Source organism: Cellulomonas sp. P5_E12 (assembly GCF_054049315.1).
Genome location: NZ_JBFUMP010000006.1, coordinates 66,769 through 84,639, shown reverse-complemented (window position 1 = coordinate 84,639; position 17,871 = coordinate 66,769). Strand labels below are relative to the sequence as shown.

The window sequence follows — 17,871 nt, the reverse complement described above, 5'->3', positions numbered from 1 at the left end:
TAGCCATCCAGCGTTCCGATAGATGGAAGATCGATGCCGGAGCTCCGCAGCGCACAGTGGTACGAGGGTCACGACCGCAACGCCTACATCCACCGCGCCTGGATGCGGCGTGGGCTGCCGGACTCGGCGTTCAGCGGCCGCCCGCACATCGCGATCGCGAACACGGCGTCCGACCTGGCGCCCTGCAACCGGCACCTGTCCGAGGTGTCCGAGCACGTGCAGCGGGGCATCTGGGAGGCGGGCGGCGTCCCGCTGGACCTGCCGGTGGTGTCGCTGGGCGAGACCCAGGTCCGGCCGACGGCCATGCTCTGGCGGAACATGGCCGCGATGGCCACCGAGGAGATGCTGCGGGCCAACCCGATCGACGGCGTCGTCCTGCTCGGCGGCTGCGACAAGACCATCCCGTCGCTGCTCATGGCGGCCGCGTCGGTCGACCTGCCCGCGGTCGTCGTCCCCGGCGGACCGATGCTCACCGGGACGTTCCGTGGCACTCCGCTGGGGTGCGGAACGGACGTCTGGCGGCTCAGCGAGGAGGTGCGCGCCGGCACGCTGAGCGAGGCCGCGTTCCTCGACTCGGAGTCGTCGATGATCCGCAGCCGGGGGCACTGCAACACCATGGGGACGGCGTCGACGATGGGGCTGCTGGCGGAGGCGCTCGGCACCGTGCTCCCCGGCACCGCGGGCATCCCGGCCCCCGACAGCCGCCTGCTCGCCCGCGCGCACGAGACCGGGCGGCTGGTCGTCGAGATGGTCGCCGCCGACCGCCGTCCCAGCCGGGTCCTGTCGGCCGGCTCGTTCCGCAACGCGATCGTCGCGCTGGCCGCGCTCGGCGGGTCCACCAACGCGGTCGTGCACCTGCTCGCGATCGCCGGCCGGCTCGGCGTGCCCCTGACCCTGCAGGACTTCGACCGGATCGGCGCCGACGTGCCGCTGCTGGTGAACCTGCAGCCGTCGGGGACATACCTGATGGAGGACCTCTACCGGGCCGGCGGCCTGGCGGCGGTGCTGCGCGAGGTGGTCGACCTGCTCGACCCGTCGGCGGTCGACGTCACGGGCAAGCCGTTCGTCGAGTCGCTGGAGGGCGCCCAGATCTGGGACCCCGACGTCATCCGCGTGCGCGCCGAACCGCTGCAGCCGCACGCCGGGATCGCTGTGCTGCACGGCAACCTCGCGCCCGCCGGCGCGATCATCAAGCCCTCCGCCGCGTCGCCGCACCTGCTCCAGCACAGCGGCCGCGCGATCGTCTTCGACTCGGTGGAGGACCTGCACGCCCGCATCGACGACCCGGGGCTCGACGTCGACGCCGACAGCGTGCTCGTGCTGCGGGGGTGCGGGCCGCGCGGCTACCCCGGGATGCCGGAGGTGGCGAACCTGCCGCTGCCGACGAAGCTCCTCCGGCAGGGGATACGCGACATGGTCCGGGTGTGCGACGGGCGGATGAGCGGGACGGCCTACGGCACGGTGGTGCTGCACGTGGCCCCGGAAGCCGCGGCGGGCGGACCGCTGGCCCGCGTGCGCACGGGCGACCTGATCACGCTCGACGTCGCCGGCCGCAACCTCTCGGTCGACGCCGACCTCGAGTCCCGCGAGCCCGCCGCCGCCCTGGTCGAGGCGCTCGCCCGGCCGACCCGCGGCTGGGAGAGGCTCTACGTCGAGACGGTGCAGGGTGCCGAGACGGGCGCGGACCTCGACTTCCTCGTCGGCGGCAGCGGCGACCGGGTCTCCCGCGACTCCCACTGACCCGCACGATGCCTCCCCGCGGGCCGCGCCGGTTCCGCCCGCACGCCCTGTCAGGATGTGCCCGTGACCACACCTGCACCCGCCATCACCGCGCGCCGCTGGCGCAGCCGACGCTCCGCCGCGGTCGCGGGGATCGTGTTCGGGGTCCTGCTCATCTCGGCGCTGGTGATGCTCCGGCTCGCCGTGGCGGGCGGGGACCTCGAGGACGTGGACATCAACCACACCCGGCGGGCGCTCGTCCGCATCGCCCTCAACCTCGTGCCGTTCGCGGGCATCGCGTTCCTCTGGTTCATCGGCGTCGTGCGCGACCAGCTGGGCGACGTCGAGGACCGCCTGTTCTCGACAGTCTTCCTGGGCAGCGGCCTGCTCTTCCTCGCCATGCTGTTCGAGGGCGCAGTGACCGCGGGCACGCTGGTCCGGATGGTCCCGGGCGACGACCTCGACGCCGGGATCTGGGCGTTCGGTCAGGGGACCACGGAGACGCTCGTGTCGGTCTACGCGATGCGGATGGCGGCCGTGTTCACGCTCTCGGTGAGCACCGTCGCGCTGCGCACCGCCACCGTCCACCGCGTCGTCGCGTTCTCGGGCTACGCGGTCGCCCTCGTGCTGCTGCTCGCCGCCGGCACGTACAAGTGGACGCAGCTCGTCTTCCCGCTCTGGGTGCTCGTGATCAGCATCGCCATCCTCGTGACGCCGGAGCGCAGCCGCGTCGAACCCGCAGCCGCGTAGAGCGGCGTCAGCCCGGGGTCAGGACGCAGAACTCGTTGCCCTCGGTGTCCGCGAGGCACACCCACGGCACGTCCCCCTGGCCGACGTCGGCGTCGGTTGCCCCCAGGGCCCGCAACCGGGCCACCTCGGCCGCCTGGTCGTCGCCGGCGTACGGCCTCAGGTCGAGGTGGATCCGGGTCCGCACAGTCTTCTCGACGGGTGTGCGGACGAGCTCCAGGTACGGCCCGACACCCTGCGACGAGCGCAGCCTCGCCCGGTCGTCGGTCACCTCGTGCACCGTCCAGTCGGTCGCCCCACCCCAGAACCGGGCCATGGCCCGCGGGTCCGCGCAGTCGACCACCACGGCGGCGATGGGACCGGTGTCCCGGTAGATCGGTCGGGGCTCGAGCACGCGGAAGACGTTGCCCTCCGGGTCGGCCAAGACCGTCCACGGCACGTCCCCATCGGCGCCGACGCGCGTCGCGCCGAGCTCGAGGAGGCGCGCGACCCACTCCGCCTGGTGCTCCGCGGACGTGGTCGCGAGATCGAGGTGGGCGCGGTAGTCCACGGTCTCGGGGTCCGGGACGATGACGACGTCGACGCAGACGGCGGCCGGGTCCGGCCAGGCAAACCCGACGGGTTCGACGTTGGTCACTCCGGGTCCCTCGCTGGACACGCCCCAGCCGAGCGCGTCCGCCCAGAACCGGCCGAGCGCCGCGTCGTCCTGCGCCTTGATGTTCACCTGGACGAGTCGCAGTGCCATGGCAACCGACCCTATGGCGCGACCACAACCGCACATCGTCGCTAGGACGCCACAGCCTCGCGCGCGTCGAGATCGCCGGACGCGCGACCCGCCGGCTCGGTGATCTCGGCCCACACCGCATCGAGGGACAGGCCGAGCACGTCGGCGATCGCGGCGACGGTCGGGAAGGCCGGCGTCGCGACCCGACCGGACTCGATCTTGCGGAGCGTCTCCGGCGAGACGCGCGCCTCGAGCGCGGTCATCAGCATCGAGCGGTCCCCCCGGGCTCGGCGGAGCAGGGCGCCGAGGCGCTGTCCGCGCTCGACCTCGGCGGGAGTGAGCGGCAACCTGACCATGCCGCCGATTCTAATCCCGGGATACTATGGCCGGGATAGTTATTGGCCCGAGAGAGGCACTCCATGATCGAGATCCTGAGCCGGCCCGAGCTCGACCGAGCCCGCATCACCGGCGCGCTGGTGGCCGACATCCTGCAGACGCTGAAGAGCCGCAGCGCCGTCGGCACGAACCTCCTCGACATCGACCGGTGGGCCCGCGACCTGATCGTGCAGGCGGGAGCGCAGTCCTGCTACGTCGACTACGCGCCGTCCTTCGGCCGCGGACCGTTCGGCCACTACGTCTGCACCGCCGTCAACGACGCCGTGCTCCACGGGCTGCCGCACGACTACGCACTGGCCGACGGAGACCTGCTGACGCTCGATCTCGCGGTCTCGCTGGACGGAGTCGCCGCCGACTCCGCGATCAGCTTCGTCGTCGGCCGAACGACCTCCCCGGAGAGCGTCGCGATGATCGGCGCGACCGAACGCGCCCTGCGCGCGGGGATCGCCGCCGCACGACCCGGCGCACGCATCGGCGACATCTCGCACGCCATCGGCTCGGTGCTCAGCGCGGCGGGGTACCCCGTCAACACCGAGTTCGGGGGGCACGGCATCGGGTCGACGATGCACCAGGACCCGCACGTGCCGAACACCGGGCGCGCCGGGCGCGGTTACACGCTGCGCCCCGGGCTGCTGCTCGCCCTCGAGCCGTGGGTCATGGCGGACACCGCCGAGCTGGTGACCGACGCCGACGGGTGGACGCTGCGCAGCGCGACGGGCTGCCGGACCGCGCACAGCGAGCACACGATCGCCATCACCGACGACGGCGCCGAGATCCTGACGCTGCCGACGCCGTCGTCCTCATGACCCGGTCGCCGCGGCCCGGGCGGCCGCTTCCAGCCGCTCGCGGTAGGCGGGCCAGTCGATGGTCGGGATGTTCGGGTCGTCGCGGCGGCTGCCGACGGCACCGTCGACGAGCTCCCGCACGATGTCGGCGTGGCCCGCGTGCCGGGCCGTCTCCACGCCCATGTGCACGAGCATTTGGTGCAGCGTGACGTGCCGCCGCTCCCCCCACCACGGCACGTCGCCCGGCGCGTCGAGCGGCAGCGCCTCGATCGTCGCGTCGCTGTGCGCGGCCGAGTACCGGTGCAGCTCGACGATCTCCTCGCGGGTCTGCTCTGCCGGTGCCCACATGTCCGCGTTGACCTCGGCGTCCTCGGCGAACCACGCCAGGTCGCGCTCCGCGGGTCGGCCGAAGACCTCGCCGAAGTAGCCGAGCTCGACGCTGGCCACGTGCTTGACCAGGCCGAGCAGGTTGGTCCCGGTGGGAGTCATCGGCCGACGGACCTCGTACTCCCCCAGCCCGTCGAGCTTGCTGAGCAGGCTGTCGCGCTGGGCGCGCAGGTAACGGTGGAGGGTCTCCTTCTCGTCCATCCGGCCACTATGCCGTGACCCGGGGTCTGCGCGGATGCGCCTGGGTACTCTCCCTGCGTGCCACCGATGGAGAGCGTCCGCTACGGCCCGCACCCCGACCAGGTCGTCGACCTGACGTTCCCGACGACGCCCGCGACGAGACCCCCACCCCTGGTCGTCCTCCTGCACGGCGGCTTCTGGCGCGTCGCCTACGACCGGCTGCACGTCCGCGTGGTCGCTGACGCGCTGACCGCCGAGGGCTACGCCGTCGCGAACGTCGAGTACCGCCGCGTCGGGGGCGGCGGGGGCTGGCCGACCACCTTCGCCGACGTCGCCCGGGCCATCGACACGGTCGGGGAGGCGGTGGCCGATCGGGTCGACCTGGACGCGGTCGCCTACGTCGGGCACTCCGCCGGCGGGCACCTCGCCCTCTGGGCCGCCCTGCGCGACCGGCTCCCGGCGGGCACACCGGGACGCGTCGAGGTCCCCGCCCGCGTGCGCGGGGTCGTCGCCCTCGCGCCGGCCGCGGACCTGGCGGCCGCCGACCGCCTCGGGCTCAGCCGGGGTGCMGTCGCCGAGCTCCTGGGCGGGGRCGCGGCGGACGTCCCGGACCGCTTCGCGGCGACCGACCCGGCGGTGCTGGGCGCCCCCGCGGCGGCGACCGTCGTCGTGCACGGCGAGCTCGACGACACGGTGCCGGTCAGCGTGTCCCGCGGCTACTGCGAGCGCACCGGCGTCCGGCTCGTCGAGCTCCCCGCCACGGGGCACTTCGAGCTCATCGACCCCTCGTCGGCGGGGTGGCCGGTGATCGTCCGCGCGCTGAGGGACGTCCTGCGCTGAGCACGTCGCGTGGGCCCCTTGAAGTACCCGCCGTGACAGACGACCATGGACGCCTCACACCCGGCCGGGTCGACGACGACCCGCGCACCTCCCCGCGAGGAGCCCATGAGCACCGTCGGTGCGAGTGACCTGTTCGAGACGCCTGCCCACGACGCCGACGCGGACGTCTTCTCCCAGCGGGTGGTCGCGGCGACGCTCGGCGCGCTGGACGCCTTCGCGATCCACCTCGGCCGGACGCTCGGCTGGTACCGAGCGCTCGCCGACGACGGCCCCCTGACCTCCGTCGAGCTCGCCCGGCGCACCGGCACCCAGGAGCGGTACGCACGCGAGTGGCTGGAGCAGCAAGCGGTCGGGGGCTGGCTGCTCGTCGACGATCCCGGTCGGATCGCGACCGAGCGCCTGTTCCGCCTCGCTCCTGGAGCCGCCGACGCCCTCACCGACCCCGACAGCCTCGCCTTCTCGGCGCCGCTGGCGGGGTTCGCCGTCGCGATCGGTCGCCGGTTCGACGACTTCGTCGAGGCGTACCGCACGGGCGGCGGCGTGAGCTGGGCACAGCTCGGCCCCGATGCCCGGACCGCCCAGTCGGCGGTCAACCGGCCGCTGTTCCTGCACCAGCTCGCCCAGGAGATCGTCCCGATGCTGCCCGAGCTCCACGCGGTCCTGGCGGGAGGAGCGGCCCGGGTGGCGGACATCGGCAGCGGCGAGGGGTGGTCGTCCATCGGGCTCGCCACCGCGTTCCCGGCGGCGACGTTCGAGGGGTTCGACGTCGACGAGCCGTCGGTGGACGCCGCCCGCCGGCACGCGGCGGAGCACGGCGTGCAGGACCGCGTGACGTTCACGCGCGCCGACGCCGCCCGGCTGCGCGAGTCCCGGGCGCGGTCGTTCGACGTGGTGATGGCCTACGAGTGCGTGCACGACCTGCCGGACCCGGTCGGCGTCCTCTCCGCGATGCGCGCGATCGCGCGGGACGACGCCTACGTGCTGGTCATGGACGAGCGGACGGCCGAGTCGTTCGCCGCACCGGCGGACCCGACCGAGCGCCTGCTCTACGGGTACTCGATCCTGTGCTGCCTGCCGGACGCGCTCAGCACGCCCGGCGCCGTGGGCACAGGGGCGGTGATGCGACCCAGCGTCCTCGCGGGCTACGCCGAGGCGGCCGGGTTCTCCCGTCTCGAGGTGCTCCCGGTGGAGAACCCCGACTTCCGGTTCTACCGCCTGCACCTCTAGACGGAGCGCGCTGGGGCCGGCTCGGCGGCACCCACCGGCCGCGTGGGCAGCAGCCGCGAGAAGAAGAGCGCCAGCGCCGCGACCAGGGCGAGCACCATGAGGCTCGCGCGCAGGGCGTCGATCCGGGCCGACTCGTTCTCGTCGACGATCGCCGCCGCCTCGTCCGCGGGCAGCCCGGCATCGTCCAGCGCCGTCTCCAGCTGGGCGTCGGAGACGAACGGGACCCCGCTGGCCAGCTCGACCTGCGCGTTCGCGGTGACCTCGGCACTGATCGCCGGGTTGTCGCCGAGGCCGGCCAGCAGCGTCGAGGTCAGGGTCGCGATGAGGATCGACCCGGCCACGGCCGTGCCCAGGGAGGCGCCGAGGTTCGTCATCGTGTTCTGCACCCCGCCCACGTCGCCGGACTGCTCGTCGGGCACGGCCGAGACCGTGATCGCACCCAGCTGGGAGGCCAGCGCACCCACCCCGAAGCCGGCGAGCAGCAGCGGGACGGCCACGATCTCGGCGCCCGCCCCGACCTCGAGCGCGCCGACGAGGACGACGATGCCGAGCAGCATCGCGAGCACCCCCCAGCGCACCACCTCGCGCGGGGAGGCCCCGGGGAAGAACCTCGGGATCCCGACGGCGGCGATCAGCAGCGACACCGAGAGCGGCAGGAGCCGGACGCCCGTCTGCAACGCCGACAGGCCGAGCGCGACGGACAGGAACAGCGGGATGACGAAGAAGAGACCCGCCTGGATCATGAACTGGAAGAAGAACATCGTCAGGCCGCCCGCGAGCCGCGAGTTGCGCAGCATGTCGAGCCGCAGGAGCGGCTCGCGGCCGGCCGCAGTCACCCGCTGCTCCCACGCGACGAACAGCCGCAGGACGATCACGCCGGCCAGGACGAACCAGACGGTCGGCGACAGGCCGAACCACGACGAACCGCCCGGTCGGGCGCGCACCCAGCCCCACTCGCCGGCCCGCAGCACGCCGTAGACAGCCAGCCCCAGCCCCAGCGCGGACAGCACGGAGCCGACCACGTCGAGGCGGAACCGCTCCTCGGGCTCGGCGTCGGCGATCTTGCGGGTGAGCGCGAGGATCCCGATGACGAGCACGACCTCGCCGGCGAAGACGTAGCGCCAGGTCCAGTTCGTGGTGACGAACCCGCCGATCAGCGGTCCCGCGGCCACCGCGATGGCGCCGGCCGAGGCCACCAGGCCGTACGCCCGGGGTCGCTGCGGCGTCTCGAAGTTCGACGCCACCAGCGCCACGATCGCGGGCATGATCAGCGCCGCGCCGAGGCCCTCCAGCACGGACCAGCCCACGATGAGGACGGTCAGACTCTGGGCGATCGACGTGACGAACGAACCGCACGCGTAGATCACGCAGCCGATCGCGAACGCCCGCCGCCGCCCGATCAGGCTCCCGACCTTGCCCCCGGTGATCATCATCGTGGCCATCACGAGCGTGTACAGCGTGATCGCCGTCTGGATGCCCGTGACGGTGGTCCCGACGTCCTCGGCGACCTGGGCGATGGACACGTTCATCACCGAGCTGTCGAGCGTCATGAGGAACTGGGCCGTCGCGAGGGTGAACAGGACCAGCCCCGCCGCTCCGCCGGTGCTGCGCGCCATGGTGCTCCCCGTCCGCCCGGCAGGGTGCCGGAGGTTCATGGGTACCACCCCGGCCGGCCGCGCGCTACGTCGTCGCAGGTCGTGGCGCCGCGGGGTGAGTCGTGAGACCGTGTCGAAGGATCGCCGGCATCAACTCGGGGGGTACCCGATGGACGAGGTGATGGACGAGCTCGACGAGTCCACGGCGCGCCGGGAACCCGGTTGGTACCGCCACCTCGACCTCATGGCGACCGTGCTCCTCGCGATCGCGACCGTGCTCACCGCGTGGTCGGCGTTCCAGAGCAGCCAGTGGAGCGGTGTCCAGGCGGCCGCGTACAGCGCAGCCTCGCGCGAGCGCGCCGAGTCCAACCGCGCGCAGACGCTCGCCGGGCAGCAGACGATCATCGACGTGATGCTCTTCACCGACTGGCTCGCCGCGCTGCACGACGAGGGCGACGCCTCCGTCGTCCCCGACCCGTACGTGCCCGACCCGGCGCTCTACTCGGGATTCCTGTTCGAGCGGTTCCGCCCCGAGTTCCAGCCCGCGGTGACCGCCTGGCTGGCGACGGACCCGTTGGTGGATCCCGGTGCGCCGCCCACGCCGTTCGCCATGGACGAGTACGTCCTCGCGTCCGGGACGGAGGCCGCCAAGCTCGCGAAGGCGTCGGAGCGCTCCGCCGCGGTCGCCCGCGTGGCCATCGAGCGCAAGGACAACTACGTGCTGGCCACCGTGCTGTGCGCGTCCGTGCTGTTCTTCAGCGGCATCGGCTCCAAGCTGGGCTCACCCCGCCGGCGGGCCACGATGATCGCGATCGGTGCCGTGGTACTGCTGGCCACGATCGGGGTGGTCCTCACCTTCCCGACGCAGTTCTGACGGGCCCTCGCGCCGAGCAGGAGCACCGTCGCTAGCATCGAACGATGCGAAGCTCCCTGATGCAGAACGCGGAACTCTCCACCGAGCCCGGCAGCTTCGTGCTGCAGAACTCCCGGATGCTCAAGGTCGACCTCGCCGGCACCGGCGGGTTCTTCTACGCCAAGCAGGGCTCGATGGTCGCCTACCAGGGCGACGTCGACTTCGCCTACCAGGGCAGCGGCGGCGTCTCGAAGATGTTCAAGAAGGCGTTCACGGGCGAGGGCATGTCGCTCATGAAGGTGTCCGGCAGCGGGGACGTGTTCCTCGCCCAGGACGCCGACGAGATCTTCGTCCTCGAGCTCGAGAACGAGAGCGTCACGGTCAACGGGGCGAACATCCTGGCGTTCGAGAGCGCGCTGACGTGGGACATCCAGCGGGTCGAGGGAGMCTCGATGATGAGCGGCGGCCTGTTCAACACCACGTTCACCGGGACCGGCGCGATCGCGGTGACCGCCTACGGCACGCCCGTCGTGCTCCAGGTGGACGTGCCGACCTTCGTCGACGTGCAGGCCGCGGTGCTGTGGTCCACGTCGCTGACGTCGTCCGTGCGCAAGACGGCCAAGCTCTCGGCGGCGATCGGCCGCGGTTCCGGCGAGGCGTACCAGCTCGGCCTGTCCGGCCGCGGATTCGTCGTCGTCCAGGCGTCCGAGGGGCACCCGCCGATCCGCCAGTCCTGACCCAGGACGCCGATCGGCCCCGGCGCGTGTGCACCGGGGCCGATCGTGACGTGCGGGGTGTCAGGCCACCCGGCCGCTCGAGTTCTCCTCGTCGCCGATCTTGTGCACGACGATCGAGTTGGTGGAGCCCACCACGCCGACCGGCGCACCCGCGACGACGACGACGTAGTCGCCGATCTCCGCCAGGCCCTGCGCACGCAGCGTCGAGTCCACCTGGCTCACCATGGCGTCGGTGCTCTCCACCGACGGCACGCGGTACGTCTGCACGCCCCAGCTGAGCGAGAGCACGTTGCGCACGTCGTCGACCGGCGTGAACGCCACCAGGGGGATCGCCGAGCGCAGGCGCGACATGCGGCGGGCCGAGTCGCCCGACTGCGTGAACGTCACGAGGTACTTGACGTCGAGCGTCTCGCCGATCTCGGCGGCGGCGCGCGTGATGGCACCGCCGCGCGTGTGCGGCGTCGAGCCCAGGGGTGCGATGCGCTCGCGGCCCAGCTCCTCGGTCGCCTCGATGATCCGCGCCATCGTGCGCACGGTCTCGATCGGGTAGTCGCCCACGCTGGTCTCGCCCGAGAGCATGACCGCGTCGGCGCCGTCGAGCACCGCGTTGGCGCAGTCCGAGGTCTCGGCGCGCGTCGGGCGCGGGTTCGTCGTCATCGACTCGAGCACCTGGGTCGCGACGATGACCGGCTTGGCGTTGCGGCGGGCCAGCTCGACCGCGCGCTTCTGCACGAGCGGCACCTGCTCGAGGGGCAGCTCGACGCCCAGGTCGCCGCGGGCGACCATGATGCCGTCGAAGGCCGCGATGATCTCGGCCAGGTTCTCGACGGCCTGCGGCTTCTCGATCTTGGCGATGACCGGGACGACCCGGTTCTCCTCCTCCATGATCCGGCGCACGTCGGCGTAGTCGTCGGCCGAGCGCACGAACGACAGCGCGATGATGTCGGCGCCGACGTTGAGGGCCCAGCGCAGGTCCTCCTCGTCCTTGTCGCTCATCGCGGGCACCGACACGGCGACACCGGGCAGGTTGAGGCCCTTGTTGTTCGAGACGGGGCCGGGGACCTCGACGCGGGTGACCACGCGGGGGCCCTCGACGGCGGTCACGCGGACCAGGACCTTGCCGTCGTCGATGAGGATCGGGTCGCCCACGCGCGCGTCGTTCGGCAGGCCCTTGTGGGTCGTGGAGACGAGCTCCTTGGTGCCCTCGACGTCCTCGGTGGTGATGGTGAACGTGTCACCGACGGCGAGATCGTGCTTGCCGTCCTTGAACCGGCCGAGCCGGATCTTCGGGCCCTGCAGGTCCACCAGGACGGCGACCGAGCGGCCCGACGCCTGCGCGGCGGCGCGGACGTTGTCGTACACCTTCTTGTGGACCTCGGTGTCGCCGTGGCTGCGGTTGAGCCGCGCCACGTCCATCCCGGCATCGACGAGGGCCTGGATCTGCTCCGCCGACTCCGTCGCGGGGCCGATGGTGCAGACGATCTTTGCTCTACGCATGAAGCGAGCCTATGCCTTTCGTGATTTCACGGTCGGACCAAACGTCCTAGTGCAGCCCCGGCCGACCCTCTGGGTCGGACGGCTCGCAAGTTCGGTCAGGAGGGGTTCAGGGGCGCAGCGCCACGGTGCTGGCGGTGACCGGTGAGGGCAGCTCCGTGCTGCCCGAGAGGTAGGTGTCGACGGCGGCCGCGGCAGCGCGGCCCTCGGCGATCGCCCAGACGATCAGGGACTGCCCGCGGCCCGCGTCGCCCGCGACGAACACGCCGGGGACGGTGGTCGAGTAGTCGTCGGAGCGCGCGACCAGGCCGCGGGGCGTGAGCTCGACGCCGATCTGCGCGGTGAGCGGGTCGACCTCGGGCCCGGTGAAGCCCATGGCGACCAGCACGAGGTCCGCGGGGATCTCCCGCTCGGTCCCGGGCGTCGGCACCCGGCGCCCGTCGGACAGGTACTGCGTGGTCGCCAGCTGCAGCGCGCGGACCTTCCCGGACTCGTCGCCGACGAACTCGACGGTCGACGCCAGGTAGTCCCGGTCGCCGCCCTCGGCGTGCGAGGAGGACACCTCGAACAGGATCGGGTCCGTCGGCCACGGCTGGTGCGCCGGACGCTCCTCGGGCGGCCGCTTGCCGATGGCCAGCGTCGTCACCGACGCGGCACCCTGGCGCAGCGCGGTGCCGAGGCAGTCGGAGCCGGTGTCGCCGCCGCCGATGATGATGACGTGCTTGCCCTCGGCGGTGATCTGGTCCGCGACCGGCTTGCCGGCGGCGACCGCGTTGGCCTGGTGCAGGAACTCCATGGCGACGTGCACCCCGCCCAGCTCCTTGCCGGGCACCTGGAGCTCGCGCGGCACGGTGGCACCCGTCGCGATGACGATCGCGTCGTAGCGCGCCTGCAGCTGCGGCCAGGTGACGTCGCGGCCGACCTCGACGCCCGGGCGGAACCGCGTGCCCTCGGCCTCCATCTGCGCCAGCCGGCGGTCGATGTGGATCTTCTCGAGCTTGAAGTCGGGCACGCCGTAGCGCATGAGCCCGCCGATGGCGTCGTCTCGCTCGTACACCGCGACCGTGTGACCGGCCCGCGTGAGCTGCTGGGCGGCGGCCATCCCGGCCGGGCCGGAGCCGACCACCGCGACCGTATGGCCCGTGAGCCGCTGCGGGACCTGCGGCGTCACGTAACCCCGGTCGAACGCCTCGTCGATGATCGAGACCTCGACGTTCTTGATGGTCACGGCGGGCTGGTTGATGCCCAGCACGCAGCTCGACTCGCACGGGGCCGGGCAGATGCGGCCCGTGAACTCCGGGAAGTTGTTGGTCGCGTGCAGCCGGTCGATCGCGTCGGACCACTGCCCGCGCCACACCAGGTCGTTCCACTCGGGGATGAGGTTCCCGAGCGGGCAGCCGTTGTGGCAGAACGGGATGCCGCAGTCCATGCAGCGGCCGGCCTGCTCCTTGAGGTACGGCTGGCCGTCCTGCAGGTGCTCGTGGACGTCCTTCCAGTCGCGGAGGCGGACCTCGACGGGGCGGTTCGGCGGGAGCTCGCGCTCGCGCACCTTCAGGAAGCCGCGGGGGTCAGCCACGGGCCACCTCCAGGATCTGGTCCCACACGCCGGGCGCGGCCGGGTCGAGGCCGTCGGCCTCGGCCTGGGCGAGCGCGCGGCGGACGCGGGCGTACTCGGTGGGCAGCAGGCGCGTGAACCGCGCCCGGGTCGTGGTGAAGTCGTCGAGCAGCTGGGCGGCGACCGGCGAGCCGGTCTCGTCGAGGTGCGCGTGCAGCAGCTGCTGCACGAGCGCGGCGTCCTCGTCGTCGAGCGGGTCGAGCGACAGCTCCTTGGTCCGCAGCGCGTCGACGTTGACCAGGGCGGGCTCGAGGTCGAGCACGTAGGCCGTGCCGCCGGACATGCCGGCGCCGAAGTTGCGGCCGGTCCGGCCGAGCACCAGGACGGTGCCGCCGGTCATGTACTCGCAGCCGTGGTCGCCCACGCCCTCGACCACCAGCGTGGCGCCCGAGTTGCGCACGCCGAAGCGCTCGCCGACGAGGCCGCGCAGGAAGACCTGGCCGGTGGTCGCGCCGTAGCCGATGACGTTGCCGGCGACCACGTTGTGCTCGCTGGACAGGGCGGCGTTGCGGTCGGGCCGCACGACGATGCGGCCGCCCGAAAGGCCCTTTCCGACGTAGTCGTTGGCGTCCCCGAACAGGCGCAGCGTGATGCCGCGGGGCAGGAACGCCCCGAACGACTGGCCCGCGGAGCCCGTCAGCGTCACGTCGATGGTGTCGTCCGCGAGCCCGGCGCCGCCGAACCGCTTGGTCACCTCGTGGCCGAGCATGGTGCCGACCGTGCGGTTGACGTTGCGGACGGGCAGGTCGATGCGCACCGGCTCGCGGCGCTCGAGCGCGTCCTGCGCCAGCGCGACCAGCCGGTTGTCCAGCGCCCGGTCGAGACCGTGGTCCTGCAGCTTCGTCTGGTGCAGCTGGGTGCCCGCGACGGGCGTCGGGACCGCGAGGACGGGGCTCAGGTCGAGGCCCTCGGCCTTCCAGTGGTCGACGGCGGCGCGGGTGTCGAGCAGCTCGACGTGCCCGACGGCCTCGAGCAGGGTGCGGAAGCCCAGCTGCGCGAGCAGCGCCCGGACCTCCTCCGCGATGAACTCCATGAACGTCACGACGAACTCGGGCTTGCCCGTGAACCGGGCGCGCAGCTCGGGGTTCTGCGTCGCGACGCCCACCGGGCAGGTGTCGAGGTGGCAGACGCGCATCATGACGCAGCCGGACACGACGAGGGGCGCCGTCGCGAAGCCGAACTCCTCGGCGCCGAGCAGCGCGCCGATGACGACGTCGCGGCCGGTCTTGAGCTGCCCGTCCACCTGCACGACCACGCGGTCGCGCAGGTTGTTGAGCACGAGGGTCTGCTGCGTCTCGGCCAGGCCGATCTCCCACGGCGTGCCGGCGTGCTTGAGCGACGTCAGCGGGCTGGCACCCGTGCCGCCGTCGTGGCCCGAGATGAGCACGACGTCCGAGTGCGCCTTGGCGACGCCCGCCGCGATGGTGCCGACGCCGAACTCGCTCACCAGCTTGGTGTGGATCCGCGCCCGCGGGTTCGCGTTCTTGGCGTCGTGGATCAGCTGCGCCAGGTCCTCGATGGAGTAGATGTCGTGGTGCGGCGGCGGCGAGATCAGCCCGACGCCGGGCGTCGAGTGCCGCGTCCGCCCGATCCACGGGTACACCTTGTTGCCCGGCAGCTGACCGCCCTCGCCGGGCTTGGCGCCCTGGGCGAGCTTGATCTGGATGTCGTCGGCGTTGGTGAGGTACTCGCTGGTCACGCCGAACCGGCCCGACGCGATCTGCTTGATCGCGGACCGGCGCACGGGGTCGTTGAGGCGCTCCGGGTCCTCGCCGCCCTCGCCGGTGTTCGACTTGGCGCCGATGCTGTTCATCGCGATCGCGAGGGTCTCGTGCGCCTCCATGGAGATGGAGCCGTACGACATCGCGCCGGTGTTGAACCGCTTGACGATCTCGCTGACCGGCTCGACCTCGTCCAGCGGCACGGGCTGGCGCTCGCCGTCCTTGAACGCGAGCAGACCGCGCAGCGTCATCAGGCGCGAGGACTGCTCGTCGACCCGCTTGGTGTACTGCTGGAAGACGTCGAACTGCCGCGTGCGCGTCGAGTGCTGCAGCCGGAACACGGTCTCGGGGTCGAACAGGTGGTCCTCGCCGTCGCGACGCCACTGGTACTCGCCGCCCACCGCGAGCCGCAGGTGCGCCTGGCGGTTGCCGCTCGCCGGGTAGGCGTCCGCGTGCCGCGCCGCGACCTCGGCCGCGATGACGTCGAGCCCGATCCCGCCGAGGCGGCTGGTGGTGCCGGTGAAGTACTTGTCGACGAGCGGCTGCGAGAGCCCGATGGCCTCGAACACCTGCGCGCCCCGGTAGGACGCGATGGTCGAGATGCCCATCTTGGACATGACCTTGAGCACGCCCTTGCCGAGCGCCTTGATGAGGTTGGCGACGGCCTTCTCCGGGCCGACGCCGGGCAGGTACCCCGAGCGGGCCAGGTCCTCGACGGTCTCCATCGCGAGGTACGGGTTGACCGCGGCCGCGCCGTAGCCGATGAGCAGCGCGGTGTGGTGCACCTCGCGGACATCGCCGGCCTCGACCACCAGCGAGATCATCGTGCGGGTGTGCCGGCGCAGCGTGTGGTGGTGGACCGCGCTCAGCAGCAGCAGCGACGGGATGGGCGCGAGGTCCGCGTCCGAGTTGCGGTCCGAGAGCACGATGAAGCTGACGCCGTCGGCCACCGCCGCGTCGACCTCGGCGAAGATCTCCTCGAGGCGCGCCTCGAGGGCCTCTCCCCCGCCCGCCACCTTGTACAGGCCGCGGATGGTCATCGCCCGGTAGCCCAGCGAGGGCTCCTTGGCCACGTGCACGATCTTCGCCAGCTGGTCGTTGTCGATCACCGGGAAGGGCAGGATCAGCTTGCGGGCGTGGCCCGGGCCGTCCTCGAGCAGGTTGGGCTCCGGCCCGATGGCGCCGCCGATCGCGGTGACCAGCTCCTCGCGGATCGCGTCCAGCGGCGGGTTGGTCACCTGCGCGAACATCTGCGTGAAGTAGTCGAAGAGCATGCGCGGGCGGTCGGACAGCACCGCGACCGGCGTGTCGGAGCCCATCGCGCCCAGCGGCTCGGCGCCCGCGGCCGCCATGGGGCTGAGCAGGATCTTCAGCTCCTCCTCGGTGTAGCCGAACGCGCGCTGGCGGCGGCGGACCGAGGCGGCCGAGTGCGCGACGTGCTCGCGCTCGGGCAGCTGCTGCAGGTAGACGGAGTTGTCGCGGACCCAGTCGGCGTAGGGACGCTGCGCCGCGAGCGACGACTTGATCTCCTGGTCGTCGATGATGCGGCCCTTGCCGGTGTCCACCAGGAACATGCGGCCCGGCTCGAGACGGCCCTTCGCGACGATCGTCGCGGGGTCGATGTCCAGCACGCCGGCCTCGGACGCGCACACGACCAGACCGTCCTCGGTGACCCAGTACCGGCCGGGACGCAGCCCGTTGCGGTCCTGCACCGAGCCGATGAGCGTGCCGTCGGTGAACGTGATCGCGGCCGGGCCGTCCCACGGCTCCATCAGCGTCGAGTGGTACTCGTAGAACGCGCGTCGCGAGGGGTCCATCTGGGCGTGGTTCTCCCACGCCTCCGGGATCATCATCATCACCGCGTGCGGCAGCGTGCGGCCCGACAGGTGGAGCAGCTCGAGGACCTCGTCGAAGCTGCCCGAGTCCGAGCCGCCGGGCGTACAGACGGGCATGAGCGGCGTGAGGTCGCCCAGCTCCTCGCTGGCGAGCGTGCCCTCGCGGGCGGCCATCCAGTTGCGGTTGCCGCGCACCGTGTTGATCTCGCCGTTGTGCGCGATCATCCGGAACGGCTGCGCGAGCGGCCAGGACGGGAACGTGTTGGTGGAGAAGCGGGAGTGCACCAGCGCGATCTCGGAGGCGTACCGCGGGTCCGACAGGTCGGCGAAGAACGGCTCCAGCTGACCGGTGGTGAGCATGCCCTTGTAGGCGAGCGTGCGGGCCGACAGGGAGGCGAAGTAGAGGCCGAGCTCGCGCTCGGCGCGCTTGCGCAGCCGGTACGCGCGGCGGTCGAGGTCGATGCCGGACAGCTCGCGCGACGGGTCCGCCACGACCAGCTGGCGGAAGACGGGCATGGACGCGCGCGCCGTGGGACCGACCAGGTCGGCAGTGACGACGACCTCGCGCCAGGCGAGCACGTCGAGCTTCTCCTCGGCGGCGATCGCCTCGAGGGCCGCGACAGCCGCGCGCTGCTCGGCCTCGTCGACGGGCAGGAAGGCCATGCCGATGGCGTAGAAGCCGGCGGGCGGGAGGTCGGCGTCGACGACGTCGCGCAGGAAGGCGTCCGGGATCTGGGTGAGGATGCCGGCGCCGTCGCCGCTGTCCTCCTCGGCGCCCACGGCGCCGCGGTGGTCGAGGTTGAGCAGCGCGGTCAGGCCCGCGTCGACGATGTCCCGGCCGGGCGTGCCGCGCAGCGTGGCCACGAACGCGAATCCGCACGCGTCGTGCTCGGCAGCGGGGTCGTAGAGACCCTGCGGCGGCGGGGCGCTCAGAGCGCCAGGGCTCGCGGGCGACGTCGACATCAGCACCGTCCTCACGGTCCCCGACACGGGTCGGGGCGTAGCACGAACAAGGG

At 72.4% G+C, this 17,871-nt stretch carries 14 protein-coding genes; 7 read left to right on the top strand and 7 right to left on the bottom strand.

What is annotated here, in order from left to right; all coding sequences use genetic code 11:
- Positions 1-33 precede the first annotated feature (33 nt).
- Complete coding sequence (locus ACXJKA_RS06765; protein ID WP_456824419.1) at positions 34-1,740, top strand: IlvD/Edd family dehydratase; 1,707 nt, start codon at positions 34-36, stop codon at positions 1,738-1,740.
- A gap of 63 nt (positions 1,741-1,803) precedes the next feature.
- On the top strand, positions 1,804-2,469 hold the full coding sequence (locus ACXJKA_RS06760; protein ID WP_456824418.1) for a hypothetical protein: 666 nt from the start codon (positions 1,804-1,806) through the stop codon (positions 2,467-2,469).
- A gap of 7 nt (positions 2,470-2,476) precedes the next feature.
- Here ACXJKA_RS06760 and ACXJKA_RS06755 read toward each other — a convergent pair whose 3' ends face one another.
- Together ACXJKA_RS06755 and ACXJKA_RS06750 are read right to left on the bottom strand one after the other, a co-directional pair.
- Positions 2,477-3,211 (bottom strand): VOC family protein, encoded by a 735-nt coding sequence (locus tag ACXJKA_RS06755; protein ID WP_456824417.1) that lies wholly within the window; start codon positions 3,209-3,211, stop codon positions 2,477-2,479.
- Between the two features lie 41 nt (positions 3,212-3,252).
- Positions 3,253-3,546, bottom strand: coding sequence for a helix-turn-helix domain-containing protein (locus ACXJKA_RS06750; protein ID WP_456824416.1), 294 nt, complete (start codon positions 3,544-3,546; stop codon positions 3,253-3,255).
- A gap of 63 nt (positions 3,547-3,609) precedes the next feature.
- On the opposite strand from ACXJKA_RS06750, the gene map reads away from it, so the two are divergent.
- Positions 3,610-4,392, top strand: coding sequence for a type I methionyl aminopeptidase (gene map, locus ACXJKA_RS06745; RefSeq protein WP_456824415.1), 783 nt, complete (start codon positions 3,610-3,612; stop codon positions 4,390-4,392).
- Here map and ACXJKA_RS06740 read toward each other — a convergent pair.
- Positions 4,387-4,959, bottom strand: coding sequence for a DinB family protein (locus tag ACXJKA_RS06740; protein ID WP_456824414.1), 573 nt, complete (start codon positions 4,957-4,959; stop codon positions 4,387-4,389). The two genes, map and ACXJKA_RS06740, sit on opposite strands and share 6 nt — an antisense overlap.
- A 66-nt stretch (positions 4,960-5,025) precedes the next feature.
- Between ACXJKA_RS06740 and ACXJKA_RS06735 the strand changes: the two genes are divergently transcribed.
- Entirely contained in the window at positions 5,026-5,778 is a 753-nt protein-coding gene (locus ACXJKA_RS06735; RefSeq protein WP_456824619.1) for an alpha/beta hydrolase family protein, read from the top strand.
- Between the two features lie 105 nt (positions 5,779-5,883).
- Positions 5,884-7,005 carry a class I SAM-dependent methyltransferase gene (locus tag ACXJKA_RS06730; protein WP_456824413.1) on the top strand — a complete coding sequence of 374 codons (1,122 nt, stop codon included), beginning with the start codon at positions 5,884-5,886 and terminating at the stop codon, positions 7,003-7,005.
- On the opposite strand, the gene ACXJKA_RS06725 is transcribed toward ACXJKA_RS06730, so the two are convergent.
- Positions 7,002-8,621, bottom strand: coding sequence for an MFS transporter (locus ACXJKA_RS06725; RefSeq protein ID WP_456824412.1), 1,620 nt, complete (start codon positions 8,619-8,621; stop codon positions 7,002-7,004). The two genes, ACXJKA_RS06730 and ACXJKA_RS06725, sit on opposite strands and share 4 nt — an antisense overlap.
- 148 nt (positions 8,622-8,769) lie before the next feature.
- Here ACXJKA_RS06725 and ACXJKA_RS06720 point away from each other — a divergent pair, with 148 nt between their 5' ends.
- Both ACXJKA_RS06720 and ACXJKA_RS06715 read left to right on the top strand, forming a co-directional pair.
- Positions 8,770-9,474, top strand: a complete 705-nt coding sequence (locus ACXJKA_RS06720) for a hypothetical protein (RefSeq protein ID WP_456824411.1) — start codon at positions 8,770-8,772, stop codon at positions 9,472-9,474.
- A 44-nt stretch (positions 9,475-9,518) separates the two neighbouring features.
- Entirely contained in the window at positions 9,519-10,190 is a 672-nt protein-coding gene (locus tag ACXJKA_RS06715) for an AIM24 family protein (protein ID WP_456824410.1), read from the top strand.
- 60 nt (positions 10,191-10,250) lie between these two features.
- On the opposite strand, the gene pyk is transcribed toward ACXJKA_RS06715, so the two are convergent.
- The 3 genes from pyk to gltB all read right to left on the bottom strand — a co-directional run bounded on the left by pyk (position 10,251) and on the right by gltB (position 17,818).
- The gene (pyk, locus tag ACXJKA_RS06710) at positions 10,251-11,687 is read right to left on the bottom strand and encodes a pyruvate kinase (protein WP_456824409.1); all 1,437 of its coding nucleotides are present in this window, start codon (positions 11,685-11,687) and stop codon (positions 10,251-10,253) included.
- Between the two features lie 106 nt (positions 11,688-11,793).
- The gene (locus tag ACXJKA_RS06705; RefSeq protein ID WP_456824408.1) at positions 11,794-13,260 is read right to left on the bottom strand and encodes a glutamate synthase subunit beta; all 1,467 of its coding nucleotides are present in this window, start codon (positions 13,258-13,260) and stop codon (positions 11,794-11,796) included.
- Positions 13,253-17,818, bottom strand: coding sequence for a glutamate synthase large subunit (gene gltB, locus ACXJKA_RS06700; protein WP_456824407.1), 4,566 nt, complete (start codon positions 17,816-17,818; stop codon positions 13,253-13,255). Before gltB ends, ACXJKA_RS06705 begins: the two co-directional genes overlap by 8 nt.
- Positions 17,819-17,871 lie beyond the last annotated feature (53 nt).